Consider the following 23,194-nt stretch of genomic DNA (forward strand, 5'->3'; position numbering starts at 1 on the left):
AAAGGGCCTCAATGTTTGAGCAACAGCTTACCTTCAATGGGCACGTAACGGGTGGCCGCGCGGATCAATGACAAGGCGGTAAGCCCAGGCACGCCATACACCACGGCCTCGGTACCGTGGCGCTGGATCACCCGCTCCAGCAGCAGGTCGAAATCACCATCGCCGGAGGCCAGCACCACCTGGTCGACCCGGCTGGCTGCATCGATCACATCCAGGGTGATACCCACATCCCAGTCACCCTTGGCCGAGCCATCGCTGCGCTGAATGAAGGGTTTGAGGCGCACATCGAAACCGAGGTTGCGCAAGATCTGCTGGAACTGCTGTTGCTTGCTGTCGCCACGGTCGATGGCATAGGCCACGGCTTCGACGATCTGGCCTTCACGGCTGACGTCAGCCCATAACGCGGTGTAGTTGAAATGGCAGCCGTGAGCCTGGCGCACGGTGTAGTAGAGGTTCTGCACATCGGCGAACAGCGCGATCTTTTTCACCTTGAACCTCATGGTCGGCCTGGAATACAGAGGGCTGCAAAGCAGCCCCCATAAATGCCAGCAGTATGCCAGACCTGTCAGACGTACGAATCGTCGTCCGAGAAGAACCCGCCATCATCGCTGCCGTAATCGGTGTCGGCATAACCGCCCTGGTCATTCCCCCAACCCCCGTTGTCAGCCACGTGCTGCTGCCCGCCCTGGTCGTTCCAGCCGCCGCTGTCACTGGCCGGTGTCGGCTCTTCCTTGATCACCTCGACCACCTCTTCCGGCTGCGAGTTGTGGTTGAACAGGCTGCTGATACCCTGCGCCAGCAACACGCCACCGGCCACACCGGCCGCCGTTTGCATGGCGCCGCCAAGGAAGCTGCTGGCACCACTGCGCGCCGGTGCCGCACCAAAGCCAGGCTGCTGCGCTTGAGGCTGGGAAAAGCCCGGCGCCGAAGGCTCACGCCAGCCACCGCCGGATGCTACGGGGGGCGCCGAAGGGCGTTGTTGTGGCTGCGCGACAGGAGCCGCATTGCGCCCACCCGAGCCAAAGATGCTGGACAGGAAGCCACCACCGCCAGTGCTCTGTGCACTGCTGCTGGCCTGTGCAGCCTCAGCCTGGGCACGGGCCTGCTTCAGTTCGGCTTCCAGCTGCTTGTTCTGCTCGTCGAGGCGCTTGATTGCCGCCTCCTGCACCAGGATGGCCTGGGCCATGTAGTACGGCGCCGCCGGCTGCTGGCGCAGGTGTTGCTCGATGCACGCCTGGGCCTGCGCGTCACGCGGCTGGCTTGGGTCTTCAGCTTGCTTGATGCGGCCGAACAGGCCGTCGATCAGGGATTGTTCTTCAGTGTTCATGGGCGACCTCGTGGGGTAGCGGGACATCGGACAGCGTCAAAGATGGGGCGTACGGCCACAGGATTCAATCACTGTCGCGGTGAAACTTTTTTCAGCAAGTGACAGCCGCACGCCCGCTTTGGGCTAAAGTTACGCCCCTGTTTTATTGCCATGCGATGTTGACTGATGAATCCGCTGAGCGTTCTGCGCGACTCCCTGTACTTCTTCCGCCGCCACCTGCCGAACATCCTCCAGCTGTGCCTGCCGCTGGTGGTACTGGAAGCCCTGCTCACCCAGCTGCTGTACCGGCAGATGGGCGACCAGGCATCACCGGCCTACGGCATGCTGGTGAGCCTGCTGTTCTACCCGCTGTACAGCGCCGCATTGATCCTTTACCTGCACACCCGCAGCAATGGTCAGGACATCGGCAAGCGCGACCTGTTCGCCCGCGCCTTGCAGCTGTGGCCCCAGTTGGCCTTGCTGATACTCATCAGCTCGCTGCTGATCATGGCCGGCCTTGCGCTGTTCATCTTCCCGGGCGTGTGGATCATGATCAACCTGGTGTTTGCCGAGTACCTGCTGGTGCTGCGCGGCCGCCCAGTGGTGCAGGCGATGCGCGAAAGCGCAGCCATGACCACCGGGCACTTCATGCGCATCATGATCTGCGTGGTGGCGGTGCTGGCCCCGATCTGGCTGATCGACGGGCTGCTGCTGATGGCCTTCCCCGAGCCATCACCCGGCATGGAGCTGGGCATGGATAGCCTCAGCGGCTTCCTGCAGCTGTTCAGCACTGTGGTGCTCTACCGCCTGTTCATGCTGCTGGAGGGGGAAGCCGGGGCGTGATGCCCCGGCCCAGCCTGATCAGGTACCCCGCGGCTTGGCCCGCGCCGTGGCTTCGGCCACCAGCGGGTCGTCCGGCCAATAGTGTTTCGGATAGCGCCCCTTCAAATCCTTTTTAACCTCGGCATAGGTCGTACGCCAGAAGTTGGCCAGGTCTTGGGTTACCTGCACCGGCCGACGCGCCGGTGACAACAGGTGAAGCTTGACCTGTTGCCGGCCATTGGCGATGCGCGGGGTGTCGGCAAGGCCGAACAACTCTTGCAGGCGCACAGCGAGAATCGGCGGGTATTCGCTGTAGTCCAGGCGGATATTCGAGCCCGATGGCACCGCCAGGTGAGCTGGGGCCTGTTCTTCCAGACGTTGCGGCAATGGCCAGGGCAACAGGTTGCGCAGTAGCGACGGCAAGTCCAGCGCGGCAAAGTGACTGAGGCGCGATACCTTGCCCAGATAGGGCTGCAACCAGTCTTCCAGGCTGGCGAGCAATGCTTCGTCACCCAGATCGGGCCATTCGCTTTGCCCGTCCTTGTCCAGGTCCAGCTGGCGTAGCAGTGCCACCCGCGCCTGCCACTGGCGCAGCTCCGGAGTCCAGGTCAGCAGGTTCAGGCCTTTGCGCCGTACCAGGCCAAGCAGTGCCTTGGCGCGCGCTTCGTCACTCAAGCCAGTCAACGGCTCTCGGCTAAGTATCAGCTCCCCGACTTTGGTCTGGCGCTCGGCACGCAGCACTTGCTCACGCTCATCCCAATCAAGCAGATCAACCCGCTCTACCTGTTCGGCCAGCACGTCATCAAGCAATGTCGGGTCGAATTCTGCCGCCAGGTAGATACGTTCTTCGCGCTGGCCTTGACGGCTGCCCAGATCGGCGATCCCCAGCCATGGGCTTTTCATTAACGCATCGACCTCGCCGAACAAGGCTGCGCGGCCATTGGCCAGGCGATACTCGGCGCCCCCTTCACGGCGCTGCTGCGCCACCCGGTCGGGATAGGCCAGCGCCAGCAAGGCGCCAAGCCAACGCGGATGATCGGGGTCGGCAACGGCGGCCCCGGCCTTGCCGCGCAACAGGCCACGGTATTGGCGTGCCAACTGTCGGGCGCGCTGCACGCCACCCTGGCCGCCACGGCTGGCCTTGCTCTCGCCGCTGACCAGGGCCAGCCGACTGTGCAGGTCGGCACCGCCGCCGCGCTGGATATCCCGCTCGCCAAGCAACGCCGCCACATCACAAGCCATGGTGGCCAAACCCAGGTACTGGCCACGCAGCAACAAATGGGCGATACGGGGGTGGGCCGGCAGTTCTGCCATGGCCTGGCCGTGGTCGCTGAGGTTGTCGCGGCTGCCCGGTTTGAATGCCCCCAGCCGCGCCAGCAGGTCCTGGGCCTGGGAAAACGCCGCATTGGGCGGTTGATCGAGCCAACTCAGCTGGTCAGGTGCAACCCCCCAGCGCGCCAGTTGCAGGGCCAGCCCAGCTAGGTCGGCCTGGAGGATCTCGGCGCTACCATATGCCGCCAGCTGGTCATGCTGGGCCTCGGACCACAGGCGGTAACACACGCCCGGCTCCAGACGGCCGGCACGGCCGGCGCGCTGGGTGGCACTGGCACGGGAGATGCGCTGGGTGTCCAGACGGGTCATGCCACTGCCGGGGTCGAAGCGTGGCACCCGGGCCAGGCCGGCGTCGATCACCACACGCACACCGTCGATGGTCAGGCTGGTCTCGGCGATGTTAGTGGCCAGCACCACCTTGCGCAGGCCTTTAGGCGCCGGGTCGATGGCGGCGCGCTGGGCGTTGAGGTCGAGTTCGCCATGTAGCGGGCACAACAAAATCTCGGGGCGCTCGCCCAGTGCCTCCTGCAAGCTCTGGTGCACACGCCGGATTTCCGCCTGGCCCGGCAGAAACACCAGCACACTGCCGGTTTGGTCGGCCAGCGCCTGCAGCACGCTGTCCACCACCCGTGGCTCGATGAACTCGCCCGGCTGGAAAGGCCGCCCCCAGCAGATATCCACTGGATGCATGCGGCCCTCACTGCTGACCACCGGGGCATCGTCTAGCAACCGCGACAGGCGCTCGCCTTCCAGGGTGGCGGACATCAGCAGAATCTTAAGCGGCGGGTCGTCACGCAGCAACTCGCGGCCATTCAGGCTCAACGCCAGGGCCAGATCGGCGTCCAGGCTGCGTTCATGAAATTCGTCAAAGATCAGCAAGCCCACGCCTTCCAGCGCCGGGTCTGCCTGTAAGCGACGGGTGAGGATACCTTCGGTTACCACTTCAATGCGGGTGTTCGGCCCAACCTTGCTGTCCAGGCGAATGCGGTAGCCCACGGTCTGGCCCACCTGCTCGCCCAGTTCGCTGGCCAGCCGCTCGGCGGCCGCACGCGCCGCCAGGCGCCGGGGCTCCAGCATGAGAATGGTTTGCCCGGCCAGCCACGGCTCGTTCAGCAACGCCAGCGGCACGCGGGTGGTCTTGCCGGCGCCGGGGGGGGCTTCGAGCACGGCTTCGTCACGTTTTCCCAAGGCTTGGCGCAAGGCGGGCAAGACGGCATCGATCGGTAATGAAATCATGGTGGTCCTCGAACAGTCTCGGGAGTATAACGGCGAACCCAGCCTGCTCTATCATGGTCTTAAGCTTCAGGCGCAGGCGCTTCGCTTGCCCTGCTGAATACCTTCTCGGAGATTTACATGCGCATCTCGACCCGCGTCATCGGTGGCGCCCTCATCGCCACCCTGCTGACCCAACTGACGGCCTGCGGCACCATTTTCTATCCAGACCGGCGCGGCCAGATCGGCGGCAAGATCGACCCTGTGGTTGCCGCAATGGACGCCATTGGCATCCTGTTCTACGTGATCCCGGGCCTGATCGCCTTCGGCATCGACTTCGCCACGGGCGCCATCTACTACCCGGGTGGCCGCACCGCCCAGGTCGACCCGGCCAAGCTGCAAGAAGCCGTCAGCCCCGACGGCAAGGTCGACAACCTGAAGCTGCAGGCCATTCTTGAAAGCGAGCTGGGCCAACGCCTGCCGCTGAACGACCCAAGGCTGATCCAGCACCGCGGCAGCGTCGAGCAACTGGCCAGCCTTGGCCTGGTGCCGGCAGCCTGAAACCCACACGGACATTGACCACGGATGATCACCCCGGCTGAACACCAGCGCCTGCTACGCCTGGCCACCCGCGCATCACTGACGGTGGCCAGCATCCTTGTACTGAGCAAGGCGCTGGCCTGGTGGCTGAGCGGCTCGGTTAGCCTGCTGGCCGGGCTGACCGACTCGGCACTGGATGCCGTTGCCTCGTTTCTCAACCTGCTGGCCGTCCATTACGCCCTGCGACCGGCCGACGACGACCACCGTTTTGGCCATGGCAAGGCCGAAGCGCTGGCAGGCATGGCGCAGGCGCTGTTCATCGCCGTCAGTGCAGTGCTGATCGGCGTGCAGGCAGCCGAACGCCTGCACACACCGCAACCCTTGGGCGGTACCGGTATCGGTATTGCCGTGATGCTGCTGTCACTGGCGCTGACCCTTGCCCTGCTGGCCTTGCAGCGCAAGGTCATTCGCCTGACCGGCTCCACCGCCGTGCGGGCCGACTCCCTGCACTACCGCTCGGACCTGCTGCTGAACGGCAGCATCCTGTTGGCCCTGTTGCTGGCGCGTTTTGGCTGGCCGCAACTGGATGCGCTGTTCGGCCTTGGCATAGCCTGCTACATCCTCTGGAGCGCGCTGCAGATTGCCCGCGAAAGTACGGCGATCCTGATGGACAAGGAACTGCCCGGCGATGTTGGTGAAGGCATGGCCGCCCTGGTACTGGCCATTCCCGGCGTGAAAGGCGTGCACGACTTGCGCACGCGGGTATCGGGCAACCAGTGGTTCGTGCAGTTGCACCTGGAGCTGCCGGGGCAGTTGCCGCTGCATGAGGCGCACGGGTTGTGCGTTGAGGCATCAAAGGTCATCCGCCAGCGTTATCCACAGGCGGATGTGATGGTGCATGCAGACCCGGTATAGCGATCAGTTGATGCTGTAGCCTCGCCCGCTGAAGCAAGCCCCCAGCGCCCGTCGGTAGTTGTCCAGCACATTGGCAGGTTGTGCATACGTCGCCGTCGCGGGGTCGAAGCCAGACTGGCTCACCGCCCAGCGATGGCACTGGTAGCGGTCCTGGTCCTGCTGTTGTTGCCCCTGCCCATACATCGGGTAAGCCACCACGTCATACCCGCCGTTTGACGGTGCTACCGGCATAGGCGCCGGTGCAGCAACGGGCGGGTTGACCACCACATACTCCTGGCTGTCCGCCAGGTACTGGTAATAGGTATCGGCCACCAGGAAGAACAGCGCCCCTCCCAGCCAGACCTCACGCGCATAGGAAGGCAGGTAACTGACCCGTACGCCGTAGGGCGGGGCCACTACGATGTAACTGCCACCGTGTGGGCGGTACCAGTAGCCACCGGAATAGAAGTAATCCGCGCCACGGTAGGGTACTTTCCAGTAACGGTCGGGGAAATGATCAATGGTGTGGCCCGGACGATACTGGGGCCCAGGCCCCCAGCCATTGCCATGGCCATCCGGGCGCCCCTGCCAGTCACCACCGGGCCGTGGGCCACCGGCTTGCCAGTGGTGGTCGTCGCCATGGCGATGGGGAATGTCCTGGTAATAACCCTGGCGCGGCGGCTGGGTCTGGCGCACTTCATCGCGCGAGTTGAGCGGGCGGCCAGGCCAGCCCTCGCCTTGCACCTGCTGGCCGCGCTCGCCATGCCCCTCGCCCGGCCCTTCGGCCAGTGCCCCGAGGCTGATGCTCAAACCCAGCAAACCAACACCTGCCGACTGCCAGATGCGCGACTTCATGGTATTCCTCTCGGTAGAAAATACTGCAACCACAGCCAGTCTACCGCGCCCGTCACGCAGGCCAATTAAATTTCCAGACATGAAAAAAGGGAGGCCGCAGGGCCTCCCTTCAGGAATTGTCGTCCGTGCTCGGCACTTGTGGCGCCGGCTCACCTCACACCGTCTTCTGGAGGGTGTGTAGCCCGGGGGCCTGCAGATCCTGTTGGATGGCTGGCCGCGACCGCCCGCCTAGGGCGCGTCGCCGTGGACTGATGTCCGGGCAGTGATTCTGGTGATAAAGATACCGGACAGGTTGCGGCAGAGGATTGCGAAGATTGCTCGGATAAATAGCACTTGCGCAATTTTTCACCCTGGATTGATAATTCGCCGCAATACGAACAGAAAAGGCAAATGCCATGAGCAAACTTGACCGCTACGACCTGAGCATCCTCGCCGAATTGCAGCGCGATGCGCGCATTTCCAACCAGGAGCTGGCCGAACGCATCGGCCTGTCGCCTTCGCCATGCTCGCGTCGGGTCAAGCAATTGGAGGACGACGGCTATATCTCCCGCCAGGTAGCCCTGCTCGACCGCAAAAAGCTGGGCCTGAGCCTGACCGCGTACGTGCTGATCGGCATGGACCGTCACACCCCGGAGCGCTTCGAGACCTTCGAGGCAGCCATCCGCAACCTGCCACAAGTGCTCGAATGCAGCCTGGTCACCGGCATGGATGCCGACTATCAGCTTAAGGTGGTGGTACCCGACATGGACCACTACCAGAAACTGCTTCTAGGCAGCCTGACACGTATCGAAGGCGTTACCAGCGTGCGTTCGAGTTTCGTGCTCAACCAGGTGCTGGCCAGTACCGAGATGCCATTGACCCACCTGCGTTAATTGCCATGGCAGCCGGCGTATAATCGGCTGCTCAGACTGCCTGGAGAACACCGATGGATCCCGCCGTATTCGAAGAATGGATGATGATCATCCTGGTCACCGTGCTGATCGGTTTCATGGGTTTCATCGTCTGGGACCTGGCCAAAAAGTCCAAGGCCGGCAAGTTCGGTACGTTGATCCTGTTCTTCGTGCTGGGGCTGGGGGTGTTGGCCTTTATCATCAAAAGCGTGGTGGTGGGGTTTCTCGAAGGCGTGTAGAAACTTCAGGGCCATTCGCGGGCACGCCCGCGAATAGGCCCTTGAACGAAACTAAAGCTTGGCGGGGACTTCGCGCCAGCAGCCCTGCTCCAGCCCATCCAGCGCCCAATCCCCGATCCGCACCCGCACCAGGCGCAAGGTCGGCAGCCCCACCGCCGCCGTCATCCGCCGCACCTGGCGGTTACGCCCTTCGCGGATCACCAGCTCCAGCCAGCTGGTCGGCACGCTCTTGCGAAACCGTACCGGCGGGTTGCGCGGCCACAGCTCGGGTTCGTCCAGCCGCCGTGCCTCGGCGGGCAAGGTAGGCCCATCGTTCAACTCCACACCATCACGCAAGCGCTGCAACTGCTCGTCGCTCGGTTCACCCTCCACCTGCACCCAGTACGTTTTGGCCAGCTTGTGCTTGGGGTCGGCAATGCGCGCCTGCAGCCCGCCATCGTTGGTGAGCAACAGCAAGCCTTCACTGTCACGGTCCAGTCGCCCGGCCGGGTACACGCCCGGGATGTCGATGAAGTCCTTGAGCGTCGCCCGCCCGTCGCCGTCGCTGAACTGGGTCAGCACGTCGAACGGTTTGTTGAACAGGATCAGACGCGGCTCGGCGGGTGGCGCCTTGGGCTGGCGACGTGGGCCGGTGGCAGGCCGCGCCTGGGGGCGGCGCGGCTTGTTACGGGGTGGCAGTGACATGGATCCTCAGCGGAACGGCGGCTCATCGAAGCTGCGCAGTTTACGCGAGTGCAGCGAGTTGAGCTCGGTGCGCAGCAAGTCGAGCGCGGCGATGCCGATCTTCAGGTGCTGGCTGACCGCCCGGTTGTAAAAGGCGTTGGCCGAACCCGGTAGCTTGATCTCGCTGTGCAGCGGCTTGTCAGACACACACAGCAGGGTGCCGTAAGGCACGCGCAAACGATAACCCTGGGCGGCGATGGTACCGCTTTCCATGTCCACGGCTACGGCACGCGACAGGTTGATGAGCGGGCGTTCCTGAGCCCAGCGCAACTCCCAGTTGCGGTCGTCGTAGGTCAGCACGGTGCCGGTGCGCAGGCGCTTCTTCAACTGCTCGCCACGCTCGCCGGTGACCTGGGCTGCGGCTTCCTGCAAGGCCAGTTGCACTTCGGCCAGGGCCGGGATCGGGATGTTCGGCGGTACCACCCGGTCGAGAATGCCGTCACGGCGCATGTAGGCGTGCGCCAGCACATAGTCGCCGATGGTTTGCGACTGCCGCAGGCCGCCGCAGTGGCCGATCATCAGCCAGCAGTGTGGGCGCAGCACGGCCAGGTGGTCGGTGATGTTCTTGGCGTTGGACGGGCCGACACCGATGTTGACCAGGGTGATGCCGTCGCCATCGGCGGCAATCAGGTGGTAGGCCGGCATCTGGTAGCGGTGCCAGATCACGCTGGCCACCAGCGCCTGGGTTTCACCGTGGTCCATGCCCTTTTCGATCACCACATTGCCCGGTAGCACCATGCGCACGAAACGCGGGTCGTCACGCAGCTGCTCCAGGCCATGGCTGATGAACTGGTCGACATAGCGGTGGTAGTTGGTCAACAGGATCCATGGCTGCACATGGCGCCAGTCGCTGCCGGTGTAGTGCACCAGGCGGCGCAGCGAGAAGTCGACGCGGGCGGCATCGAACAGCGCCAGCGGGAAAATTTCGGCACGGTCCCAATCGTACAGGCCATCGGCGATGTTGTCGGTGGCGGCCGAAAGGTCGGTGCTGGGGAACACACGCGCCAGTTGCGCGGCGGTAATACCGCTACCGGCCAGCTCGTCGCCCTGGTCGACCACGTAGGGGTAAGGGATGTTCTGCTCGCTGACGCCGACCTCTACCGTGACGGTGTAGTCGTGCATCAATGGGCGCAGTTGCTCCAGCAGGTAGCTACGGAACGCGGCTGGCTGGGTGACGGTAACGCTGTAGGTGCCGGCCACCTGGACCTTGGCGTAGGCCCGCGTGGTGGCGGCCACTTCGCCGTGGCTGTGGTAGGTCAGGCGCAGTGCCGGGTAGCGGAACAGGTCGCGCTCATCGGCGCCTGGCTCGGTACGGTCCTTCAGGTAACGCTTGAGGGCCTGGCTCAGGGCGCCGGTGGCCTGTTCATGCAAGGCCGCCAGACGGTCGACGGCCTGTTCGGGTGTATCAACGACTACAAAAGCGTGGCTCACACTGTGCTTCCTGTCTGGACATGCATGTGAACCATCTTGCCTGCCTTCTTGGGTAAATACATCCCCATTGATCGGTGTTGGCTTCTTCGCGGGCACGCCCACTCCCACACGATATTCGCAACCCTGAGATCAGCGCGGTTTCTGTGGGAGCGGGCGCGCCCGCTAAGAGGCCAACTCAGCCCTCCCAGACGGGTGTTGCTCTTGCCACCAAAGCCTCAACATCCACACCCCGCGGCAATGCCCCATACACCCGGCCACCAGCTGTCAGCCGGCTACCGATAAAGGCATCACTCACCACCGCGTTCCCCGCCTCCAGCAACAGCTTGGCCTGCAACGCCAGGGCAATGTCCTCCGTCAACTGCCGCGCCCGGTACTGCATGTCGCCCGTGTCGGCAAACGCCCCCTTGAGGTTACCGATGTGCGCTGCCAACCGGGGGTCACCCTGCCCATCGCCCAGTTCGGCAAACAACGCGTCCAGCACGCCCGGCTCCTTGGACAAGGCCCGCAGCACATCCAGACATTGCACATTGCCCGAGCCTTCCCAGGTCGAGTTGACCGGTGCTTCGCGGTACAGCCGAGGCAGGATGCTGTCCTCCACATAACCCGCACCGCCCAGGCATTCGGCTGCCTCGTTGATCATGGCCGGCGCTCGCTTGCAGATCCAGTATTTGCCCACGGCCGTGACCAGCCGGGCGAAATGCGCCTGCTGCGGGTCGTCGGGCTGTTCCAGCGCCTGCCCCATGCGCAGGCTCAGGGCCAGCGCGGCCTCGCTTTCCAGGGCCAGGTCGGCCAGCACGTTCTGCATCAGCGGTTGTTCGTTCAACACCCGGCCACCGACCTTGCGGTGCGCGCAGTGGTGAGCCGCCTGAGTCAGCGCCTGGCGCATCAAGGCGCTGGAGCCGACCATGCAGTCGAAGCGGGTCATGGCCACCATCTCGATGATGGTCGGCACGCCCCGCCCTTCCTCGCCAATCATCCACGCCAGCGCCCCCCGGAACTCTACTTCGCTGGAGGCATTGGAGCTGTTGCCGAGCTTGTTCTTCAGCCGCTGGATGTAGAACTGATTGCGGTTGTCGTCCGGGCGATGGCGCGGCAGCAGGAAGCAGCTCAGGCCTTTTTCAGTCTGGGCCAGGGTCAGGAAGGCATCACACATGGGCGCCGAGCAGAACCACTTGTGCCCCACCAGCTCGTAGGCCTGGCCCGGGCCGGGTGCCCCCACCGGATAGGCCCGCGTGGTATTGGCGCGCACATCGGTGCCGCCCTGCTTCTCGGTCATGGCCATGCCCAGGGTAACCCCCGCCTTGTGCCGGTCACCGATGTTGCGCGGGTCATATTCGCAGGCCAGGATTTTCGGCAGCCAGTATTCGGCCAGCTCGGGCTGCAGGCGCAGCGCCGGCACGGCGGCGAAGGTCATGGTCAGCGGGCAGCCGGTCCCGGCCTCGGCCTGGCTGTGCAGGTAGGTCATGGAAGCCCGCGCCACATGGGCACCAGCGCGGGGCTCGGCCCAGGGCAAAGAAGGCAGGCCGTGTTCGACGGCCGTTCGCATCAGTTCGTGGTAGGCGGGGTGGAACTCGACCAGGTCGATGCGATGACCGTAGCGGTCGTGGCTGATGAATTCCGGTTTGTGTGCGTTGGCCAGGAAACCGGCCTGCATCAGCGGGCCGCCAGCCAGGGCACCGTAGGCGTCGATCCGCGACTCGGCCCAGCCTGCACCGAAACGCCGGGACCATTCCTGCAGCGGCAGGTCGAGGCGGTAGAGGTTGGCGCCGTCGAGGGGCGGAGGCTGGTTGGTGACTTCGTGGGTTTCAGCGTACTGGTGCAGGTTCATCGGGGGCTCCTGGATCCGGGTAGGCGTGAAGCCCCCAGTGAAGCACCCCGTGCTGTTCCGTCAAAGTGACATTAATGACTAAACGTGTGGTGGGGTGCCCAAGAGGCCATCGGCGTTACAGCGAACGCCGCGCCTGCAGAATGCTCGGGCTCATCTGCACCTGCGAAATCGCCATGTTCAAGCTCAACTCGAACCGGCTCCCCAACCCGCGCGTCGACTCATGCGCCAACCGCGCCCCCAGCAACTCCCCCATCTGCCGGCAGATCGACAAGCCAATCCCCAACCCGCCATAGCGCCGGGTCATCGACCCATCCACCTGGAAGAACCGCTGGTACAGGGTCGATTGCTCAAGGTCATCAAAACCAATCCCGCTGTCACTGACCGTAAAGGTCAACGCCAGATCCCCCGGCCCTACCCGGCGCCCGCGCACCTGGATCATCACCCCGCCCTGGTGGGTGAACTTCAACCCGTTCTCCACCAGGCAGCCAAGGCAGCGGGCCAATTTCTCTCCATCGCCCTCCAGCGCATCCGGCAGGTCAGCCGGGATATCCAGGCTCAGGTACAAGCCTTTGCCCAAGGCCTGCCCGGCATAACCGGCGCGCAACCCCTGCAACAGTGTGCGCAGGCTGAACGGCGCCGGCTGCGCACGCAGGCGGCCGGCCTGCAATTCAGACAAGGTGAGAATGGCATCGACCATGTCCATCATCCCCTGCGCAGACCCCACCGCCGTGCGGTGATACTGGGCCATCTCGGCCTCCATCGGCAGGGTGTGCATCAGTTCCAGCGAGCCGATCACGCCATTCATCGGGGTGCGCAGTTCGTGGGTCACGCTGGCCAGAAACTCATCCTTCAACCGGTTGCTCCTGGCCAGTTGCAGGTTCAACTGCTCCAGCGTGCGTCCTGTTTCGCGCAAGGTTTGCGCCTGCTGCTCGCGCAGGCTGTTGATGCGGTCGGCCAGCGCCAGCGACAGCAGTGCCACCTCCAGCGCCGAACCCAGCTGGCTGGCATACATGGTGATGAACACGTTCGGCAGGTACCCCAGCACCATCAGCGTGTTGACCAGCCCGCCGAGCAGGAAGGCCGTCCAGGCGATGATGAACCAGCGCGCCACGCGCAAGCCCCGCCACCAGGCGTACAGCCCCGCACTGAAGATGCTCACAGTAAACAGCAAGGCCAGCAGCGTGGCCATGCGCAGGGCAATACCGTAGGGCGCGCTCACCGCCATCACCATGACCAGCGCACCGCCCAGCATCAGTAACTGCAGCAACCGGTCGCAACCACGGCTGATGTTGTCCAGTTGCAGGAAATGCCGGGCAAACTGGCAACCGAACAGGCCTGCCGCACCGATGAACAGCGGTGTCGAGGCATTCGCCCACCAGGGGCTGTCCGGCCAGAAATAAGCGACACCCGCACCGTTCACCGACACCTGATAGAAACCGAACGAGGCGATGTAAAGGATGTAATAGAGGTAGCTGACGTCCCGCACACTGAGGTAGATGAACAGGTTGTACACCAGCATCACCAACAACACGCCGTAGATCATCCCCAGCACATACAGGCGCGTGGGCTGCTCTTCCATATAGGCTTCAGGGGACCACAGCGCCAGCGGTGCCTGCACCGAGCCCTGGCTGTGCAGGCGCAGGTAGGCGGTGGTCACCTCGCCTGGCGGCAACTGCAGTTCGAACAGGTAGTTGTTCTGTCGGATCTGCCGGCTGTCGTACGGCAAGGCATCGCCGGTGCGCTGCGCCAGGCGGTAGCCGCCACCGCTATCAGGCAAATACAGCTCCAGGTGGTCCAGCGGCGGGTAAGCGAGCTCCAGTAGCCACTGCCGAGGGGCAGCGCCGGGCGCGGCAACCGGGCGCAGCTCGACCTTGAGCCAGAACACCGAGGTGGAGTAACCGGCATTCAGCACGTCTTTATCGTGGGGGCGGAAATGTTTGGCGAACCCGGGGGCACTGACCTGGGCGATGCTGGCACTGCCATCAAGGTCTTCATACACCTGCATGGCCTTGCCCAATGGAAGGTGCTGCGTAGCGCTGTCGAAATCGACCGCTCCAGCCAGCACGGGCAGCAAGCCCAGAAGCACAATCAGCAAATAGCGCATACAGCCCCAGCATGGTCTGTCCGGTCGCGTCGCGTTTGCCTCCCATCCGTTTGAGACGACGTGATCCTGCAGAACCCGTTTGTCGAGTTATCCGAGCACTCTAGCATAGCTTCGCAACCTGGCAATCGGCCATATCAAAAATCAAGAAAAAGGCTCTAAATCAACACTTTCAGAAGAATTAAACAAACAATTCTGACCGATTGATCAACAAAACTCGTTTGTCGGACGATCCGCCCAAACAGGTTTGGTGGTAAGCTCGCCGACCATGAATACCTACAGCTCCCGCCCCGTTGTCCTCTGTCTCTCCGGCCACGACCCAAGTGGCGGCGCCGGCTTGCAGGCAGATATCGAAGCCCTGATCGCCCAAGGCTGTCACGCCGCGCCCGCCGTGACCGCCCTGACTGTGCAGGATACCGTCAACGTTTCCGACTTCCGCGTGCTCGACCGCGAGTGGGTACTGGCCCAGGCCAATGCCGTGCTGGCCGACTCCACGGTGGCCGCCGTCAAGCTGGGCATGCTCGGCTCGATCGAGATGGTCGACACCGTGGCCGAGCTGCTGGCTGCCCATCCGCACCTGCCGCTGGTGTGCGACCCGGTGCTGCGTGCCGGTGGCGGTGGCCGCCTGGGCAAGGACGAAGTGGGCTACGCCCTGCGCGAACGCCTGCTGCCACTGGCGACCATCGCCACGCCGAACCTGCCTGAGGCGCGCATCCTCGCCGAACTGCCCGAAGGCACCGCCGACGCGTGTGCCGAGAAACTCTTGCCGTTCTGTAGACACCTGCTGATTACCGGCGGTCACGGCGACGAAGACGAAATCCACAACCGCCTGTACACCCAGGACGGCAAGCACCACACCTGGACCTGCCAGCGCCTGCCGGGCAGCTATCACGGCTCAGGCTGCACCCTGGCCAGCGCCCTGGCCGGCCGCCTGGCCCTTGGCGAGCAACTGGAAAGCGCCGTACGCAGCGCACTGGACTACACCTGGCGCACCCTGCGTGACGCCGAACAGCTGGGCAAAGGCCAGTACGTGCCGCGTCGCCTGCCCCTGGACTTCTGCTCCTGATACGAGGCCTTTCATGAAGCTACGCGGTCTGTACGCCATCACCGACAGCCAGCTGCTCGCCGGCCGTTTCCTGTCCCATGTCGAGGCGGCACTGGAAGGCGGCGTGTGCCTGCTGCAGTACCGCGACAAAAGCGACGACGCCGCGCGCCGCCTGCGCGAAGCCGAAGGGCTGATGAAGCTCTGCGAGCGCTACGGCACGCAACTGCTCATCAACGACGACGCCGAACTGGCCGCACGCCTGGGCGTCGGCGTGCACCTGGGCCAGACCGATGGCCCGCTGACCCCGGCCCGTGCCCTGCTCGGCCGCCAGGCGATCATCGGCTCCACCTGCCATGCCAGCCTCGACCTGGCCGCCCAGGCCGCCAGCGAAGGGGCCAGCTACGTGGCCTTTGGCCGCTTCTTCAATTCCGTCACCAAGCCGGGTGCGCCCGCTGCCAACGTCCAACTGCTGGAGCAGGCACGCGCCCAGGTGAAACTGCCGATCGCGGTGATCGGCGGCATCACCCTCGACAACGCCGCCCCGCTGGTCGCCCACGGCGCCGACCTGCTGGCGGTGATCCACGGCCTGTTCGGTGCCGACAGCGCGCAGGAAGTTACCCGCCGCGCCCGCGCCTTCAATGCCTTGTTCGCATCCTGATTTCGAGAGAACCTTTCATGTCCCGTTCCGAAGACCTGTTCGCCAAAGCCCAGAAGCACATCCCCGGTGGCGTCAACTCGCCAGTGCGCGCGTTCAAAAGCGTGGGCGGCACGCCGCTGTTCTTCAAGCATGCCGAAGGCGCCTACGTCGTTGACGAGGACGACAAGCGCTACGTCGATTATGTCGGTTCCTGGGGCCCGATGATCCTCGGCCACGGCCACCCGGACGTGCTGGAGTCGGTACGCAAGCAGCTGGAGCACGGCCTGTCCTATGGCGCACCGACCGCCATGGAAACCGACATGGCCGACCTGGTCTGCTCGCTGGTACCGTCCATGGAAATGGTGCGCATGGTCAGCTCGGGCACCGAGGCCACCATGAGCGCCATCCGCCTGGCCCGTGGCTACACCGGCCGTGATGCAATCATCAAGTTTGAAGGCTGCTACCACGGCCACTCCGACAGCCTGTTGGTAAAAGCCGGTTCCGGCCTGCTGACCCAGGGCGTGCCAAGCTCGGCGGGCGTACCGGCCGACTTCGCCAAGCACACCCTGACGCTGCCGTTCAACGACATCGCCGCCGTCGAGAAGACCCTGGCCGACGTCGGCCAGACCGTGGCCTGCATCATCGTCGAGCCGGTGGCAGGCAACATGAACTGCGTACCGCCGGCGCCCGGCTTCCTTGAAGGCCTGCGCGAGCAGTGCGACAAACACGGCGTGGTGCTGATCTTCGACGAAGTGATGACCGGCTTCCGCGTTTCCCTGGGCGGCGCCCAGGGCCACTACGGCATCAAGCCGGACCTGTCCACCTTCGGCAAGATCGTCGGTGGCGGCATGCCGGTCGGCTGCTTCGGCGGCAAGCGTGAAATCATGGGCTGCATCGCCCCGCTTGGCCCGGTCTACCAGGCCGGCACCCTGTCGGGCAACCCGCTGGCCATGGCCGCCGGCCTGACCACCCTGAAGCTGATCAGCCGCCCAGGCTTCCACGCTGAGCTGACCGACTACACCAGCCGCATGCTCGACGGCCTGCAACAGCGCGCCGATGCCGCTGGCATACCGTTTGTCACCACCCAGGCCGGCGCCATGTTCGGCCTGTACTTCAGCGGCGCCGACGACATCGTCACCTTCGAAGACGTGATGGCCAGCGATGCCGAGCGTTTCAAGCGCTTCTTCCACCTGATGCTGGAGGGTGGCGTGTACCTGGCACCGAGCGCGTTCGAGGCGGGCTTCACCTCCATCGCCCATGGCGACAAGGAGCTGCAGATCACCCTGGATGCGGCTGAAAAGGCCTTTGCAGCCCTGAAGTAACTGCCAGCCTGCACCGGCCTCTGTGGGAGCGGCGGTTCGGCGCCCCGACTTGCCCGCGAAGAGGCCGGTACAGGAAATAATTACCCCAGCACAATCAGCTGACTTCCCCAGCCAAGCAGAAATTCGAGTAAAACTTTGTAAGGTTGGCGCTGCTTATCCCATAATGTGCCACCAGAGACATTGGCCGCAGCTTCACAGAGGTAAGTCGATCCCCATGAACCGCACCGGCCGCGCCCTGACCCTGGGCTGCCTGTTGCTTCTTCAGCCCCTGCTGGCCCTGGCGGAGGGCGGTAACTCGTTGCTCATTCCGGCGACGGGCCGCTGCACCTTGAACGTTCAGCCTGAAGACCTGGCAAACGCCCTCAAGGCCTGCGAGCAGACGGCAACCGCAGGGGATGCCCAGGCACAGTTCGAACTGGGCGAGTACTTCTACACGCAAACGCCAAAAAACCTCGACAAAGCCCTGGACTGGTTCCAGAAGGCTTCGCTGCAAGGCCACGCCGACGCGCAGTACCGCCTGGGGGCCATGTTCTTCCATGGCGAAGGGGTCAAGGCCAACAACGTGCAGGCCTACATCCTGCTGAAGATGGCCGCCGTCAACGGCGCAGAAGATGCGCTGGACATGGCCGACGAAGTGACCGAGCAAATGCCCCGCGACGAGCTTGAGCACGCCACTCAGGTGCTCGGCCAGATCTTCCGCAAGTACCTGCTGGAACTGCAGAACGCCGAAGGGCGTACGCCGTTCTCGCCGCTCCCCTGAGGCTTACTTTTCCGGCATCGGCATCGGGAATGGCATGACATTGCCGCCGCCCTTGGCTTCGCTGATCTTGGCCGTGCCCAGGCGCTCCACCTCATCGATGCGCACGATCGAGTGCATCGGCACAAAACTGCGGACTACCCCCTCGAACTGGCTCTTGAGCTTTTCCTCGCTCGGGTCCACCACCAGTTGCGAGCGCTCGCCGAACACGAACTCCTCGATTTCCAGAAAGCCCCACAGGTCGCTCTGGTAGATCTGCTTGGCATACATCTCGAAGACCTGCCCCTGGTTGAGGAAGATCACTTTATAGATGGCAGGTTCGCGTTTGCTCATGTTCGGCGGGATAACACATGCGTAAGAAAAGGCGGGCATCATAGCAGACAGGTTTGCTGATCTGTGTCGGCTGTACCGGCCCTACATACCGTTGAACGTTTCAGTGCTTTCGCCACTGCCATTCAAGGGTTATTCTTGAGTTCACATCCATTGCCGTCGAGCGGCTAAAAACGACCTTGAACGCACCCATAGAACCCCATCGTTTCATCCTCGAGCCCTTCGAGGCCCACCGTTTCGCCAACCTGTGCGGCCAGTTCGACGAGCACCTGCGCCTGATCGAACAGCGCCTGGCCATCGAAATCCGCAACCGCGGCAATCAGTTCGAACTGATCGGCGAACCCAAGACCACTTCCGCTGCCGAACAGCTGCTGCGCCGTCTCTACCGCGAGACCAAGGCCACCGACCTGTCGCCGGAAACCGTACACCTGTACCTGCAGGAGTCGGCCGTCGAGAACATCGACAACCCGGCCGTCAACGAGGTCAGCGTGTCGTTGCGTACGCGCAAGGGCAACATTCGCCCGCGCGGGCTCAACCAGCAGCGCTACGTGAAGGAAATCCTGGCCAACGACATCAACTTCGGCATCGGCCCGGCCGGTACCGGCAAGACCTACCTGGCCGTGGCCTGTGCCGTTGACGCACTGGAGCGTGAGCAGGTACGCCGTATCCTGCTGGTACGCCCGGCGGTCGAGGCGGGCGAAAAGCTCGGCTTCCTGCCCGGCGACCTGGCGCAGAAGATCGACCCGTACCTGCGCCCGCTGTACGACGCCCTGTACGAAATGCTCGGCTTCGAACACGTGGCCAAGCTGATCGAGCGCCAGGTGATCGAAATCGCCCCGCTGGCCTACATGCGTGGCCGCACCCTGAACAACAGCTTCATCATCCTCGACGAAAGCCAGAACACCACGCTGGAACAGATGAAAATGTTCCTCACCCGCATCGGTTTCGGCTCCACGGCGGTGATCACCGGCGACATCACCCAGGTCGACCTGCCGCGTGGCACCAAATCGGGCCTGGCGCACGTCATCGAGGTGCTGAAAGACGTTCCGGGTATCAGCTTTACCCACTTCCAACCCAAGGATGTGGTTCGTCACCCACTGGTGCAGCGCATTGTCGAAGCCTACGACCGCTTCGAAGCCCACCAGGCCAAGCCCGAGGCGCCCGGCAAAGATGCTTGAACTTGATATTCAACGGGCCACGGACGCTGCCGCCCCGGATGACGCCGCCTTCCGCCGCTGGTGCGAACTGGCCCTGCGCCAGCGCAGTGCCGACTCGGAAATGACCATTCGCCTGGTCGACGAAGCCGAAGGCCGCGAGCTGAACCACACCTACCGGCACAAGGACTACGCGACCAACGTGCTGTCGTTCCCGGCCGACGTGCCTGACGACCTGCTCGATATCCCGTTGCTGGGCGACCTGGTCATCTGCGTGGCGGTGGTCGAGCGCGAAGCGGCCGAACAAGGCAAATCGCTCGAAGCGCACTGGGCACACCTGGTCATGCACGGTTGCCTGCACCTGCTCGGCTACGACCACATCGAGGATGAGGAAGCCGAGGAAATGGAAAGCCTGGAACGGGAATTGCTGGCAGAACTGGGTCACCCCGACCCGTACGCCGACGATGAAACCGACACTCTCACACACTGAAACACGAAGGATCACGAGAACCGCCATGAGCGAAGATCGATCGAGCAACGGGCAGAAGTCCTGGCTGGGTAAACTGACCCAGGCTTTTGCCCATGAGCCGAAAAACCGCCAGGAGCTGCTTGAGCTGCTGCGCGAAGCGCACCAGAACAAGCTGCTGGACAGCGAAGCACTGACCATCGTCGAAGGCGCCATCCAGGTCGCCGACCTGCAGGTTCGCGACATCATGGTCCCGCGTTCGCAGATGATCAGCATCAAGGCCAGCCAGTCGCCGCGTGAATTCCTGCCGGCGGTGATCGACGCCGCGCACTCGCGCTACCCGGTAATCGGCGAAAGCCACGACGACGTACTCGGGATCCTGCTCGCCAAAGACCTGCTGCCGCTGATCCTCAAGGAAAACGGCGACAGCTTCAACATCAAGGATTTGCTGCGCCCGGCCACTTTCGTGCCCGAGTCCAAGCGCCTGAACGTGTTGCTGCGCGAGTTCCGTGCCAACCATAACCACATGGCCATCGTCATCGACGAATACGGCGGTGTGGCGGGCCTGGTGACCATCGAGGACGTGCTGGAGCAGATCGTTGGCGACATCGAGGACGAGCATGACGTCGAGGAAGACAGCTACATCAAGCCGCTGCCCAGCGGTGACTTTTTGGTGAAGGCGCTTACCCCGATCGACAACTTCAACGAGTTCTTCGACAGCGAGTTCTCCGATGACGAGTTCGACACGGTCGGCGGCCTGGTGATGAGCGCCTTCGGCCATCTGCCCAAGCGCAACGAAACTACCGAGATCGGGTCTTACAAGTTCCGTATTCTCAACGCCGACAGCCGGCGGATACACTTGCTGCGCCTGACCCCGATCACCCGTTAAGGACTAACATGCGTTGGATCACCCGCCCCGGCTGGCCCGGTAACCTGCTGGCCCTGGCGGCCGGTGCCTCTACCCTCCTGGCCCTGGCGCCGTTCGACATCTGGCCGCTGGCCGTGTTGTCCATCGCCATGCTCTACCTTGGCCTGCGCGAGCTCAGCCCGCGCCAGGCCATGTGGCGTGGCTGGTGGTTCGGTTTTGGCCTGTATGGCGCCGGCACCTGGTGGATTTACGTCAGCATGAACACCTACGGCGGCGCCTCGCCGCTGCTAGCGATTCTGCTGCTGCTGGCGTTCTTCGCCGCGCTGGCCTGGTTCTTTGCCTTGCCGACCTGGCTGTGGGCACGCTGGCTACGGCGCAACGAAGCGCCGCTGGCCGATGCCCTGTGCTTCGCGGCGCTGTGGCTGCTGCAAGAGGCCTTCCGCGGCTGGTTCCTGACCGGTTTCCCCTGGCTTTACGCCGGCTACAGCCAGCTGGACGGCCCGCTGGCGGGCCTGGCTCCGCTGGGCGGCGTGTGGCTGATTTCCTTCACGCTGGCGCTCACTGCTGCCCTGCTGTGCAACCTGCATCGCCTGCGTGCCCGCCCCTCGTTCCTGGCCGTGGGCTGCCTGCTGTTGTTGGCCCCATGGGCACTGGGCCTGGCGCTCAAGGGCCACGCCTGGACCAAACCGGTAGGTGACCCGTTGAAAGTGGCGGCCATTCAGGGCAACGTCGAGCAAGACCTGAAATGGGACCCAGCGCACATCGACGCGCAACTGGCGCTGTACCGCGACCTGAGCTTCAGCTCAAAACCCGTGGATTTGCTGGTGTGGCCAGAAACGGCGGTGCCGGTGCTCAAGGACCAGGCCCAAGGCTACATCGACGTGATGGGCCGTTTTGCTGCCGAGCGGCATTCGGCGCTGATCACCGGCGTGCCAGTGCGGGAAGTGGTGCACCATCAGCACCGCTACTACAACGGCATCACTGTGACCGGTGAAGGTGACGGCACCTACCTCAAGCAGAAGCTGGTGCCGTTTGGCGAGTACGTACCGCTGCAGGACATGCTGCGTGGCGCCATCGAGTTCTTCAACCTGCCCATGTCGGACTTCGCCCGTGGGCCGGAAGACCAGCCACTGCTGCAGGCCAAGGGTTACCAGATTGCGCCGTACATCTGCTACGAAGTGGTCTACCCCGAGTTTGCCGCTGGCCTGGCGGCACGCAGTGACCTGCTGCTGACCATCAGCAACGATACCTGGTTCGGCACCTCGATCGGCCCGTTGCAGCACCTGCAGATGGCACAGATGCGCGCGCTGGAAGCCGGACGATGGATGATCCGCGCCACCAACAACGGCGTGACCGCGCTGATCGACCCGTTTGGCCGTATTACCACGCAGATTCCGCAGTTCCAGCAGGCTGTGCTGTATGGTGAGGTGGTGCCGATGCAGCAACTGACGCCTTACCTGCAATGGCGTTCGTGGCCGCTGGCGATTGTCTGCGCATTGCTGCTGGGCTGGGCGTTGCTGGCAGGCCGCATCGCCAAAACCGTCTGAGTTTGCCTGTACTGGCCTCTTCGCGGGCAAGCCCGCTCCCACAGGATTTTCAAAGCCTGGAAGGCATGTGCAGTACCTGTGGGAGCGGGCTTGCCCGCGAAGAGGCCTGCACAGGCGATGCAAGGCTCAATAGAAAACCCGATACCCCACCAACCCCACCACCTCATTAAGCAACTGCCCGCTCTGCCACATCGCCCGGCTCTCCGGCAGCAATCCGCCAAACGGCCGCGCATGATCCTGCCCCAGGAACCCCACCGGCGCCGGCACCACCTCGAACCCCGCTTGCTCGAAGCTCCAGCGCGAGCGCTGCATGTGCCAGGCCTGTGTCACCACCACCACACGGCGAATCCCCAACGGCTGCAGCACCTTGGCCGTGAACTGGGCATTTTCCCAGGTCGTGCGGCTGGCCTCTTCGCGCCACTTCACGTCAACAGCAAAGTCGTCGTGGAGGCGATCCGCCATCAACCGCGCCTCACTCGGCGGCGTGCCATAGTGCAGCCCGCCACTGGTCAGCACCGGCAAGCCCGAGGCCTTGGCTAACTGCGCAGCAAAACGCATGCGTTCCAAAGCCGTGGCCGTGGGCTGGTCGCTACCGCCCCAGGCCGGGTCGCCGCGCTCACGCCCTGCGCCCAGCACCACGATGGCATCCGCCCGCCGCGCAAGACCGGCCCAGTCGTTTACAGCCAACGGAGGCTCGCTTTCCAGCCTATGGGCGGTTTCCTGCACCACCAGCGGCAAACTCATCAGCCACAGGCCACCAAGCCCCACGGCAAAGCACAGCGCCGCCAACCGTGGCCGCCGGGCACGCAGCCACCACGCCGCAAGCAGCAGCAGAAACAGGATGCCCGGCGGCATCAGCCATTGTTTGATGAAGAATCGGATCGGCATCGGCCAC

Annotated in this window: 23 protein-coding genes; 13 read left to right on the plus strand and 10 right to left on the minus strand. The window is 63.9% G+C overall.

What is annotated here, in order from left to right; all coding sequences use genetic code 11:
* Nucleotides 1–8 precede the first annotated feature (8 nt).
* Nucleotides 9–500: an NYN domain-containing protein gene (locus tag ACF8R4_RS21425; RefSeq protein ID WP_156867665.1), complete on the minus strand. Its 492-nt coding sequence runs from the start codon at nt 498–500 to the stop codon at nt 9–11.
* A gap of 65 nt (nt 501–565) precedes the next feature.
* Nucleotides 566–1,327 carry a DUF2076 domain-containing protein gene (locus tag ACF8R4_RS21430; protein WP_060498492.1) on the minus strand — a complete coding sequence of 254 codons (762 nt, stop codon included), beginning with the start codon at nt 1,325–1,327 and terminating at the stop codon, nt 566–568.
* Between the two features lie 165 nt (nt 1,328–1,492).
* On the opposite strand from ACF8R4_RS21430, the gene ACF8R4_RS21435 reads away from it, so the two are divergent.
* Nucleotides 1,493–2,149: a YciC family protein gene (locus ACF8R4_RS21435; protein WP_156867666.1), complete on the plus strand. Its 657-nt coding sequence runs from the start codon at nt 1,493–1,495 to the stop codon at nt 2,147–2,149.
* An 18-nt stretch (nt 2,150–2,167) separates the two neighbouring features.
* On the opposite strand, the gene hrpB is transcribed toward ACF8R4_RS21435, so the two are convergent.
* Nucleotides 2,168–4,696 carry an ATP-dependent helicase HrpB gene (gene hrpB / locus ACF8R4_RS21440; protein WP_392493415.1) on the minus strand — a complete coding sequence of 843 codons (2,529 nt, stop codon included), beginning with the start codon at nt 4,694–4,696 and terminating at the stop codon, nt 2,168–2,170.
* A gap of 117 nt (nt 4,697–4,813) precedes the next feature.
* Here hrpB and ACF8R4_RS21445 point away from each other — a divergent pair, with 117 nt between their 5' ends.
* Together ACF8R4_RS21445 and ACF8R4_RS21450 are read left to right on the plus strand one after the other, a co-directional pair.
* Nucleotides 4,814–5,233, plus strand: a complete 420-nt coding sequence (locus tag ACF8R4_RS21445; protein WP_016712156.1) for a hypothetical protein — start codon at nt 4,814–4,816, stop codon at nt 5,231–5,233.
* A gap of 24 nt (nt 5,234–5,257) precedes the next feature.
* Complete coding sequence (locus ACF8R4_RS21450) at nt 5,258–6,127, plus strand: cation diffusion facilitator family transporter (RefSeq protein WP_060498496.1); 870 nt, start codon at nt 5,258–5,260, stop codon at nt 6,125–6,127.
* A gap of 3 nt (nt 6,128–6,130) precedes the next feature.
* Here the strand turns inward: ACF8R4_RS21450 and ACF8R4_RS21455 are convergent, their stop codons facing one another.
* A complete protein-coding gene (locus tag ACF8R4_RS21455) occupies nt 6,131–6,961 on the minus strand; it encodes a DUF6515 family protein (RefSeq protein ID WP_060498497.1) in 831 nt (276 codons plus the stop codon).
* A gap of 395 nt (nt 6,962–7,356) precedes the next feature.
* On the opposite strand from ACF8R4_RS21455, the gene ACF8R4_RS21460 reads away from it, so the two are divergent.
* Both ACF8R4_RS21460 and ACF8R4_RS21465 read left to right on the plus strand, forming a co-directional pair.
* Nucleotides 7,357–7,833, plus strand: coding sequence for an Lrp/AsnC family transcriptional regulator (locus ACF8R4_RS21460; RefSeq protein WP_016712159.1), 477 nt, complete (start codon nt 7,357–7,359; stop codon nt 7,831–7,833).
* Between the two features lie 53 nt (nt 7,834–7,886).
* Nucleotides 7,887–8,090 carry a DUF2788 domain-containing protein gene (locus ACF8R4_RS21465; protein WP_003249787.1) on the plus strand — a complete coding sequence of 68 codons (204 nt, stop codon included), beginning with the start codon at nt 7,887–7,889 and terminating at the stop codon, nt 8,088–8,090.
* A 51-nt stretch (nt 8,091–8,141) separates the two neighbouring features.
* Here the strand turns inward: ACF8R4_RS21465 and ACF8R4_RS21470 are convergent, their stop codons facing one another.
* The 4 genes from ACF8R4_RS21470 to ACF8R4_RS21485 all read right to left on the minus strand — a co-directional run bounded on the left by ACF8R4_RS21470 (nt 8,142) and on the right by ACF8R4_RS21485 (nt 14,176).
* A complete protein-coding gene (locus ACF8R4_RS21470) occupies nt 8,142–8,774 on the minus strand; it encodes a pseudouridine synthase (RefSeq protein ID WP_060498499.1) in 633 nt (210 codons plus the stop codon).
* 6 nt (nt 8,775–8,780) lie between these two features.
* Nucleotides 8,781–10,244: an AMP nucleosidase gene (gene amn, locus ACF8R4_RS21475; protein ID WP_060498500.1), complete on the minus strand. Its 1,464-nt coding sequence runs from the start codon at nt 10,242–10,244 to the stop codon at nt 8,781–8,783.
* A 175-nt stretch (nt 10,245–10,419) separates the two neighbouring features.
* On the minus strand, nt 10,420–12,072 hold the full coding sequence (locus ACF8R4_RS21480; protein ID WP_060498501.1) for an acyl-CoA dehydrogenase family protein: 1,653 nt from the start codon (nt 12,070–12,072) through the stop codon (nt 10,420–10,422).
* A gap of 115 nt (nt 12,073–12,187) precedes the next feature.
* Nucleotides 12,188–14,176, minus strand: a complete 1,989-nt coding sequence (locus ACF8R4_RS21485; protein WP_104833894.1) for a hybrid sensor histidine kinase/response regulator — start codon at nt 14,174–14,176, stop codon at nt 12,188–12,190.
* A 265-nt stretch (nt 14,177–14,441) separates the two neighbouring features.
* Here ACF8R4_RS21485 and ACF8R4_RS21490 point away from each other — a divergent pair, with 265 nt between their 5' ends.
* The 4 genes from ACF8R4_RS21490 (at nt 14,442) to ACF8R4_RS21505 (ending at nt 17,937) form a co-directional block, all read left to right on the plus strand.
* A complete protein-coding gene (locus ACF8R4_RS21490) occupies nt 14,442–15,239 on the plus strand; it encodes a hydroxymethylpyrimidine/phosphomethylpyrimidine kinase (protein WP_104833893.1) in 798 nt (265 codons plus the stop codon).
* Between the two features lie 13 nt (nt 15,240–15,252).
* Nucleotides 15,253–15,876, plus strand: coding sequence for a thiamine phosphate synthase (gene thiE, locus ACF8R4_RS21495; RefSeq protein ID WP_016712165.1), 624 nt, complete (start codon nt 15,253–15,255; stop codon nt 15,874–15,876).
* Nucleotides 15,877–15,893: 17 nt separating this feature from the next.
* Complete coding sequence (gene hemL / locus ACF8R4_RS21500; RefSeq protein WP_104833891.1) at nt 15,894–17,177, plus strand: glutamate-1-semialdehyde 2,1-aminomutase; 1,284 nt, start codon at nt 15,894–15,896, stop codon at nt 17,175–17,177.
* 214 nt (nt 17,178–17,391) lie between these two features.
* Nucleotides 17,392–17,937, plus strand: coding sequence for a tetratricopeptide repeat protein (locus tag ACF8R4_RS21505; RefSeq protein WP_016712168.1), 546 nt, complete (start codon nt 17,392–17,394; stop codon nt 17,935–17,937).
* Nucleotides 17,938–17,940: 3 nt separating this feature from the next.
* Here ACF8R4_RS21505 and ACF8R4_RS21510 read toward each other — a convergent pair whose 3' ends face one another.
* Nucleotides 17,941–18,267: a DUF1820 family protein gene (locus ACF8R4_RS21510; RefSeq protein WP_060498505.1), complete on the minus strand. Its 327-nt coding sequence runs from the start codon at nt 18,265–18,267 to the stop codon at nt 17,941–17,943.
* A 176-nt stretch (nt 18,268–18,443) separates the two neighbouring features.
* Between ACF8R4_RS21510 and ACF8R4_RS21515 the strand changes: the two genes are divergently transcribed.
* From ACF8R4_RS21515 to lnt, 4 genes are read left to right on the plus strand one after another with little or no spacing between them, the layout of a single operon-like run.
* On the plus strand, nt 18,444–19,442 hold the full coding sequence (locus ACF8R4_RS21515; protein ID WP_060498506.1) for a PhoH family protein: 999 nt from the start codon (nt 18,444–18,446) through the stop codon (nt 19,440–19,442).
* On the plus strand, nt 19,435–19,908 hold the full coding sequence (gene ybeY, locus ACF8R4_RS21520) for an rRNA maturation RNase YbeY (protein WP_060498507.1): 474 nt from the start codon (nt 19,435–19,437) through the stop codon (nt 19,906–19,908). The genes ACF8R4_RS21515 and ybeY overlap by 8 nt, the downstream gene beginning before the upstream one ends.
* Before the next feature lie 25 nt (nt 19,909–19,933).
* Nucleotides 19,934–20,773, plus strand: coding sequence for an HlyC/CorC family transporter (locus ACF8R4_RS21525; protein ID WP_016712172.1), 840 nt, complete (start codon nt 19,934–19,936; stop codon nt 20,771–20,773).
* An 8-nt stretch (nt 20,774–20,781) separates the two neighbouring features.
* On the plus strand, nt 20,782–22,299 hold the full coding sequence (gene lnt / locus ACF8R4_RS21530; RefSeq protein ID WP_060498508.1) for an apolipoprotein N-acyltransferase: 1,518 nt from the start codon (nt 20,782–20,784) through the stop codon (nt 22,297–22,299).
* 126 nt (nt 22,300–22,425) lie between these two features.
* Here lnt and ACF8R4_RS21535 read toward each other — a convergent pair whose 3' ends face one another.
* Nucleotides 22,426–23,187, minus strand: a complete 762-nt coding sequence (locus ACF8R4_RS21535; RefSeq protein WP_104833890.1) for a YdcF family protein — start codon at nt 23,185–23,187, stop codon at nt 22,426–22,428.
* Nucleotides 23,188–23,194: the final 7 nt, after the last annotated feature.

It is taken from the genome of Pseudomonas sp. FYR_2, assembly GCF_043106425.1.
In the GTDB taxonomy this organism is placed as follows: Bacteria; Pseudomonadota; Gammaproteobacteria; order Pseudomonadales; family Pseudomonadaceae; genus Aquipseudomonas; species Aquipseudomonas monteilii.

Bases quoted from the DNA above. Each gene is read 5' to 3' on its own strand.
- ACF8R4_RS21455 (WP_060498497.1), bottom strand. From the start codon at position 6,961: ATGAAGTCGCGCATCTGGCAGTCGGCAGGTGTTGGTTTGCTGGGTTTG.
- ybeY (WP_060498507.1), top strand. From the start codon at position 19,435: ATGCTTGAACTTGATATTCAACGGGCCACGGACGCTGCCGCCCCGGAT.
- ACF8R4_RS21525 (WP_016712172.1), top strand. From the start codon at position 19,934: ATGAGCGAAGATCGATCGAGCAACGGGCAGAAGTCCTGGCTGGGTAAA.
- ACF8R4_RS21435 (WP_156867666.1), top strand. From the start codon at position 1,493: ATGAATCCGCTGAGCGTTCTGCGCGACTCCCTGTACTTCTTCCGCCGC.
- ACF8R4_RS21470 (WP_060498499.1), bottom strand. From the start codon at position 8,774: ATGTCACTGCCACCCCGTAACAAGCCGCGCCGCCCCCAGGCGCGGCCT.
- ACF8R4_RS21450 (WP_060498496.1), top strand. From the start codon at position 5,258: ATGATCACCCCGGCTGAACACCAGCGCCTGCTACGCCTGGCCACCCGC.
- thiE (WP_016712165.1), top strand. From the start codon at position 15,253: ATGAAGCTACGCGGTCTGTACGCCATCACCGACAGCCAGCTGCTCGCC.
- ACF8R4_RS21535 (WP_104833890.1), bottom strand. From the start codon at position 23,187: ATGCCGATCCGATTCTTCATCAAACAATGGCTGATGCCGCCGGGCATC.
- hemL (WP_104833891.1), top strand. From the start codon at position 15,894: ATGTCCCGTTCCGAAGACCTGTTCGCCAAAGCCCAGAAGCACATCCCC.
- ACF8R4_RS21460 (WP_016712159.1), top strand. From the start codon at position 7,357: ATGAGCAAACTTGACCGCTACGACCTGAGCATCCTCGCCGAATTGCAG.
- lnt (WP_060498508.1), top strand. From the start codon at position 20,782: ATGCGTTGGATCACCCGCCCCGGCTGGCCCGGTAACCTGCTGGCCCTG.
- ACF8R4_RS21510 (WP_060498505.1), bottom strand. From the start codon at position 18,267: ATGAGCAAACGCGAACCTGCCATCTATAAAGTGATCTTCCTCAACCAG.
- ACF8R4_RS21445 (WP_016712156.1), top strand. From the start codon at position 4,814: ATGCGCATCTCGACCCGCGTCATCGGTGGCGCCCTCATCGCCACCCTG.
- hrpB (WP_392493415.1), bottom strand. From the start codon at position 4,696: ATGATTTCATTACCGATCGATGCCGTCTTGCCCGCCTTGCGCCAAGCC.
- ACF8R4_RS21425 (WP_156867665.1), bottom strand. From the start codon at position 500: ATGAGGTTCAAGGTGAAAAAGATCGCGCTGTTCGCCGATGTGCAGAAC.
- ACF8R4_RS21505 (WP_016712168.1), top strand. From the start codon at position 17,392: ATGAACCGCACCGGCCGCGCCCTGACCCTGGGCTGCCTGTTGCTTCTT.
- ACF8R4_RS21430 (WP_060498492.1), bottom strand. From the start codon at position 1,327: ATGAACACTGAAGAACAATCCCTGATCGACGGCCTGTTCGGCCGCATC.
- ACF8R4_RS21485 (WP_104833894.1), bottom strand. From the start codon at position 14,176: ATGCGCTATTTGCTGATTGTGCTTCTGGGCTTGCTGCCCGTGCTGGCT.
- ACF8R4_RS21490 (WP_104833893.1), top strand. From the start codon at position 14,442: ATGAATACCTACAGCTCCCGCCCCGTTGTCCTCTGTCTCTCCGGCCAC.
- ACF8R4_RS21480 (WP_060498501.1), bottom strand. From the start codon at position 12,072: ATGAACCTGCACCAGTACGCTGAAACCCACGAAGTCACCAACCAGCCT.
- ACF8R4_RS21465 (WP_003249787.1), top strand. From the start codon at position 7,887: ATGGATCCCGCCGTATTCGAAGAATGGATGATGATCATCCTGGTCACC.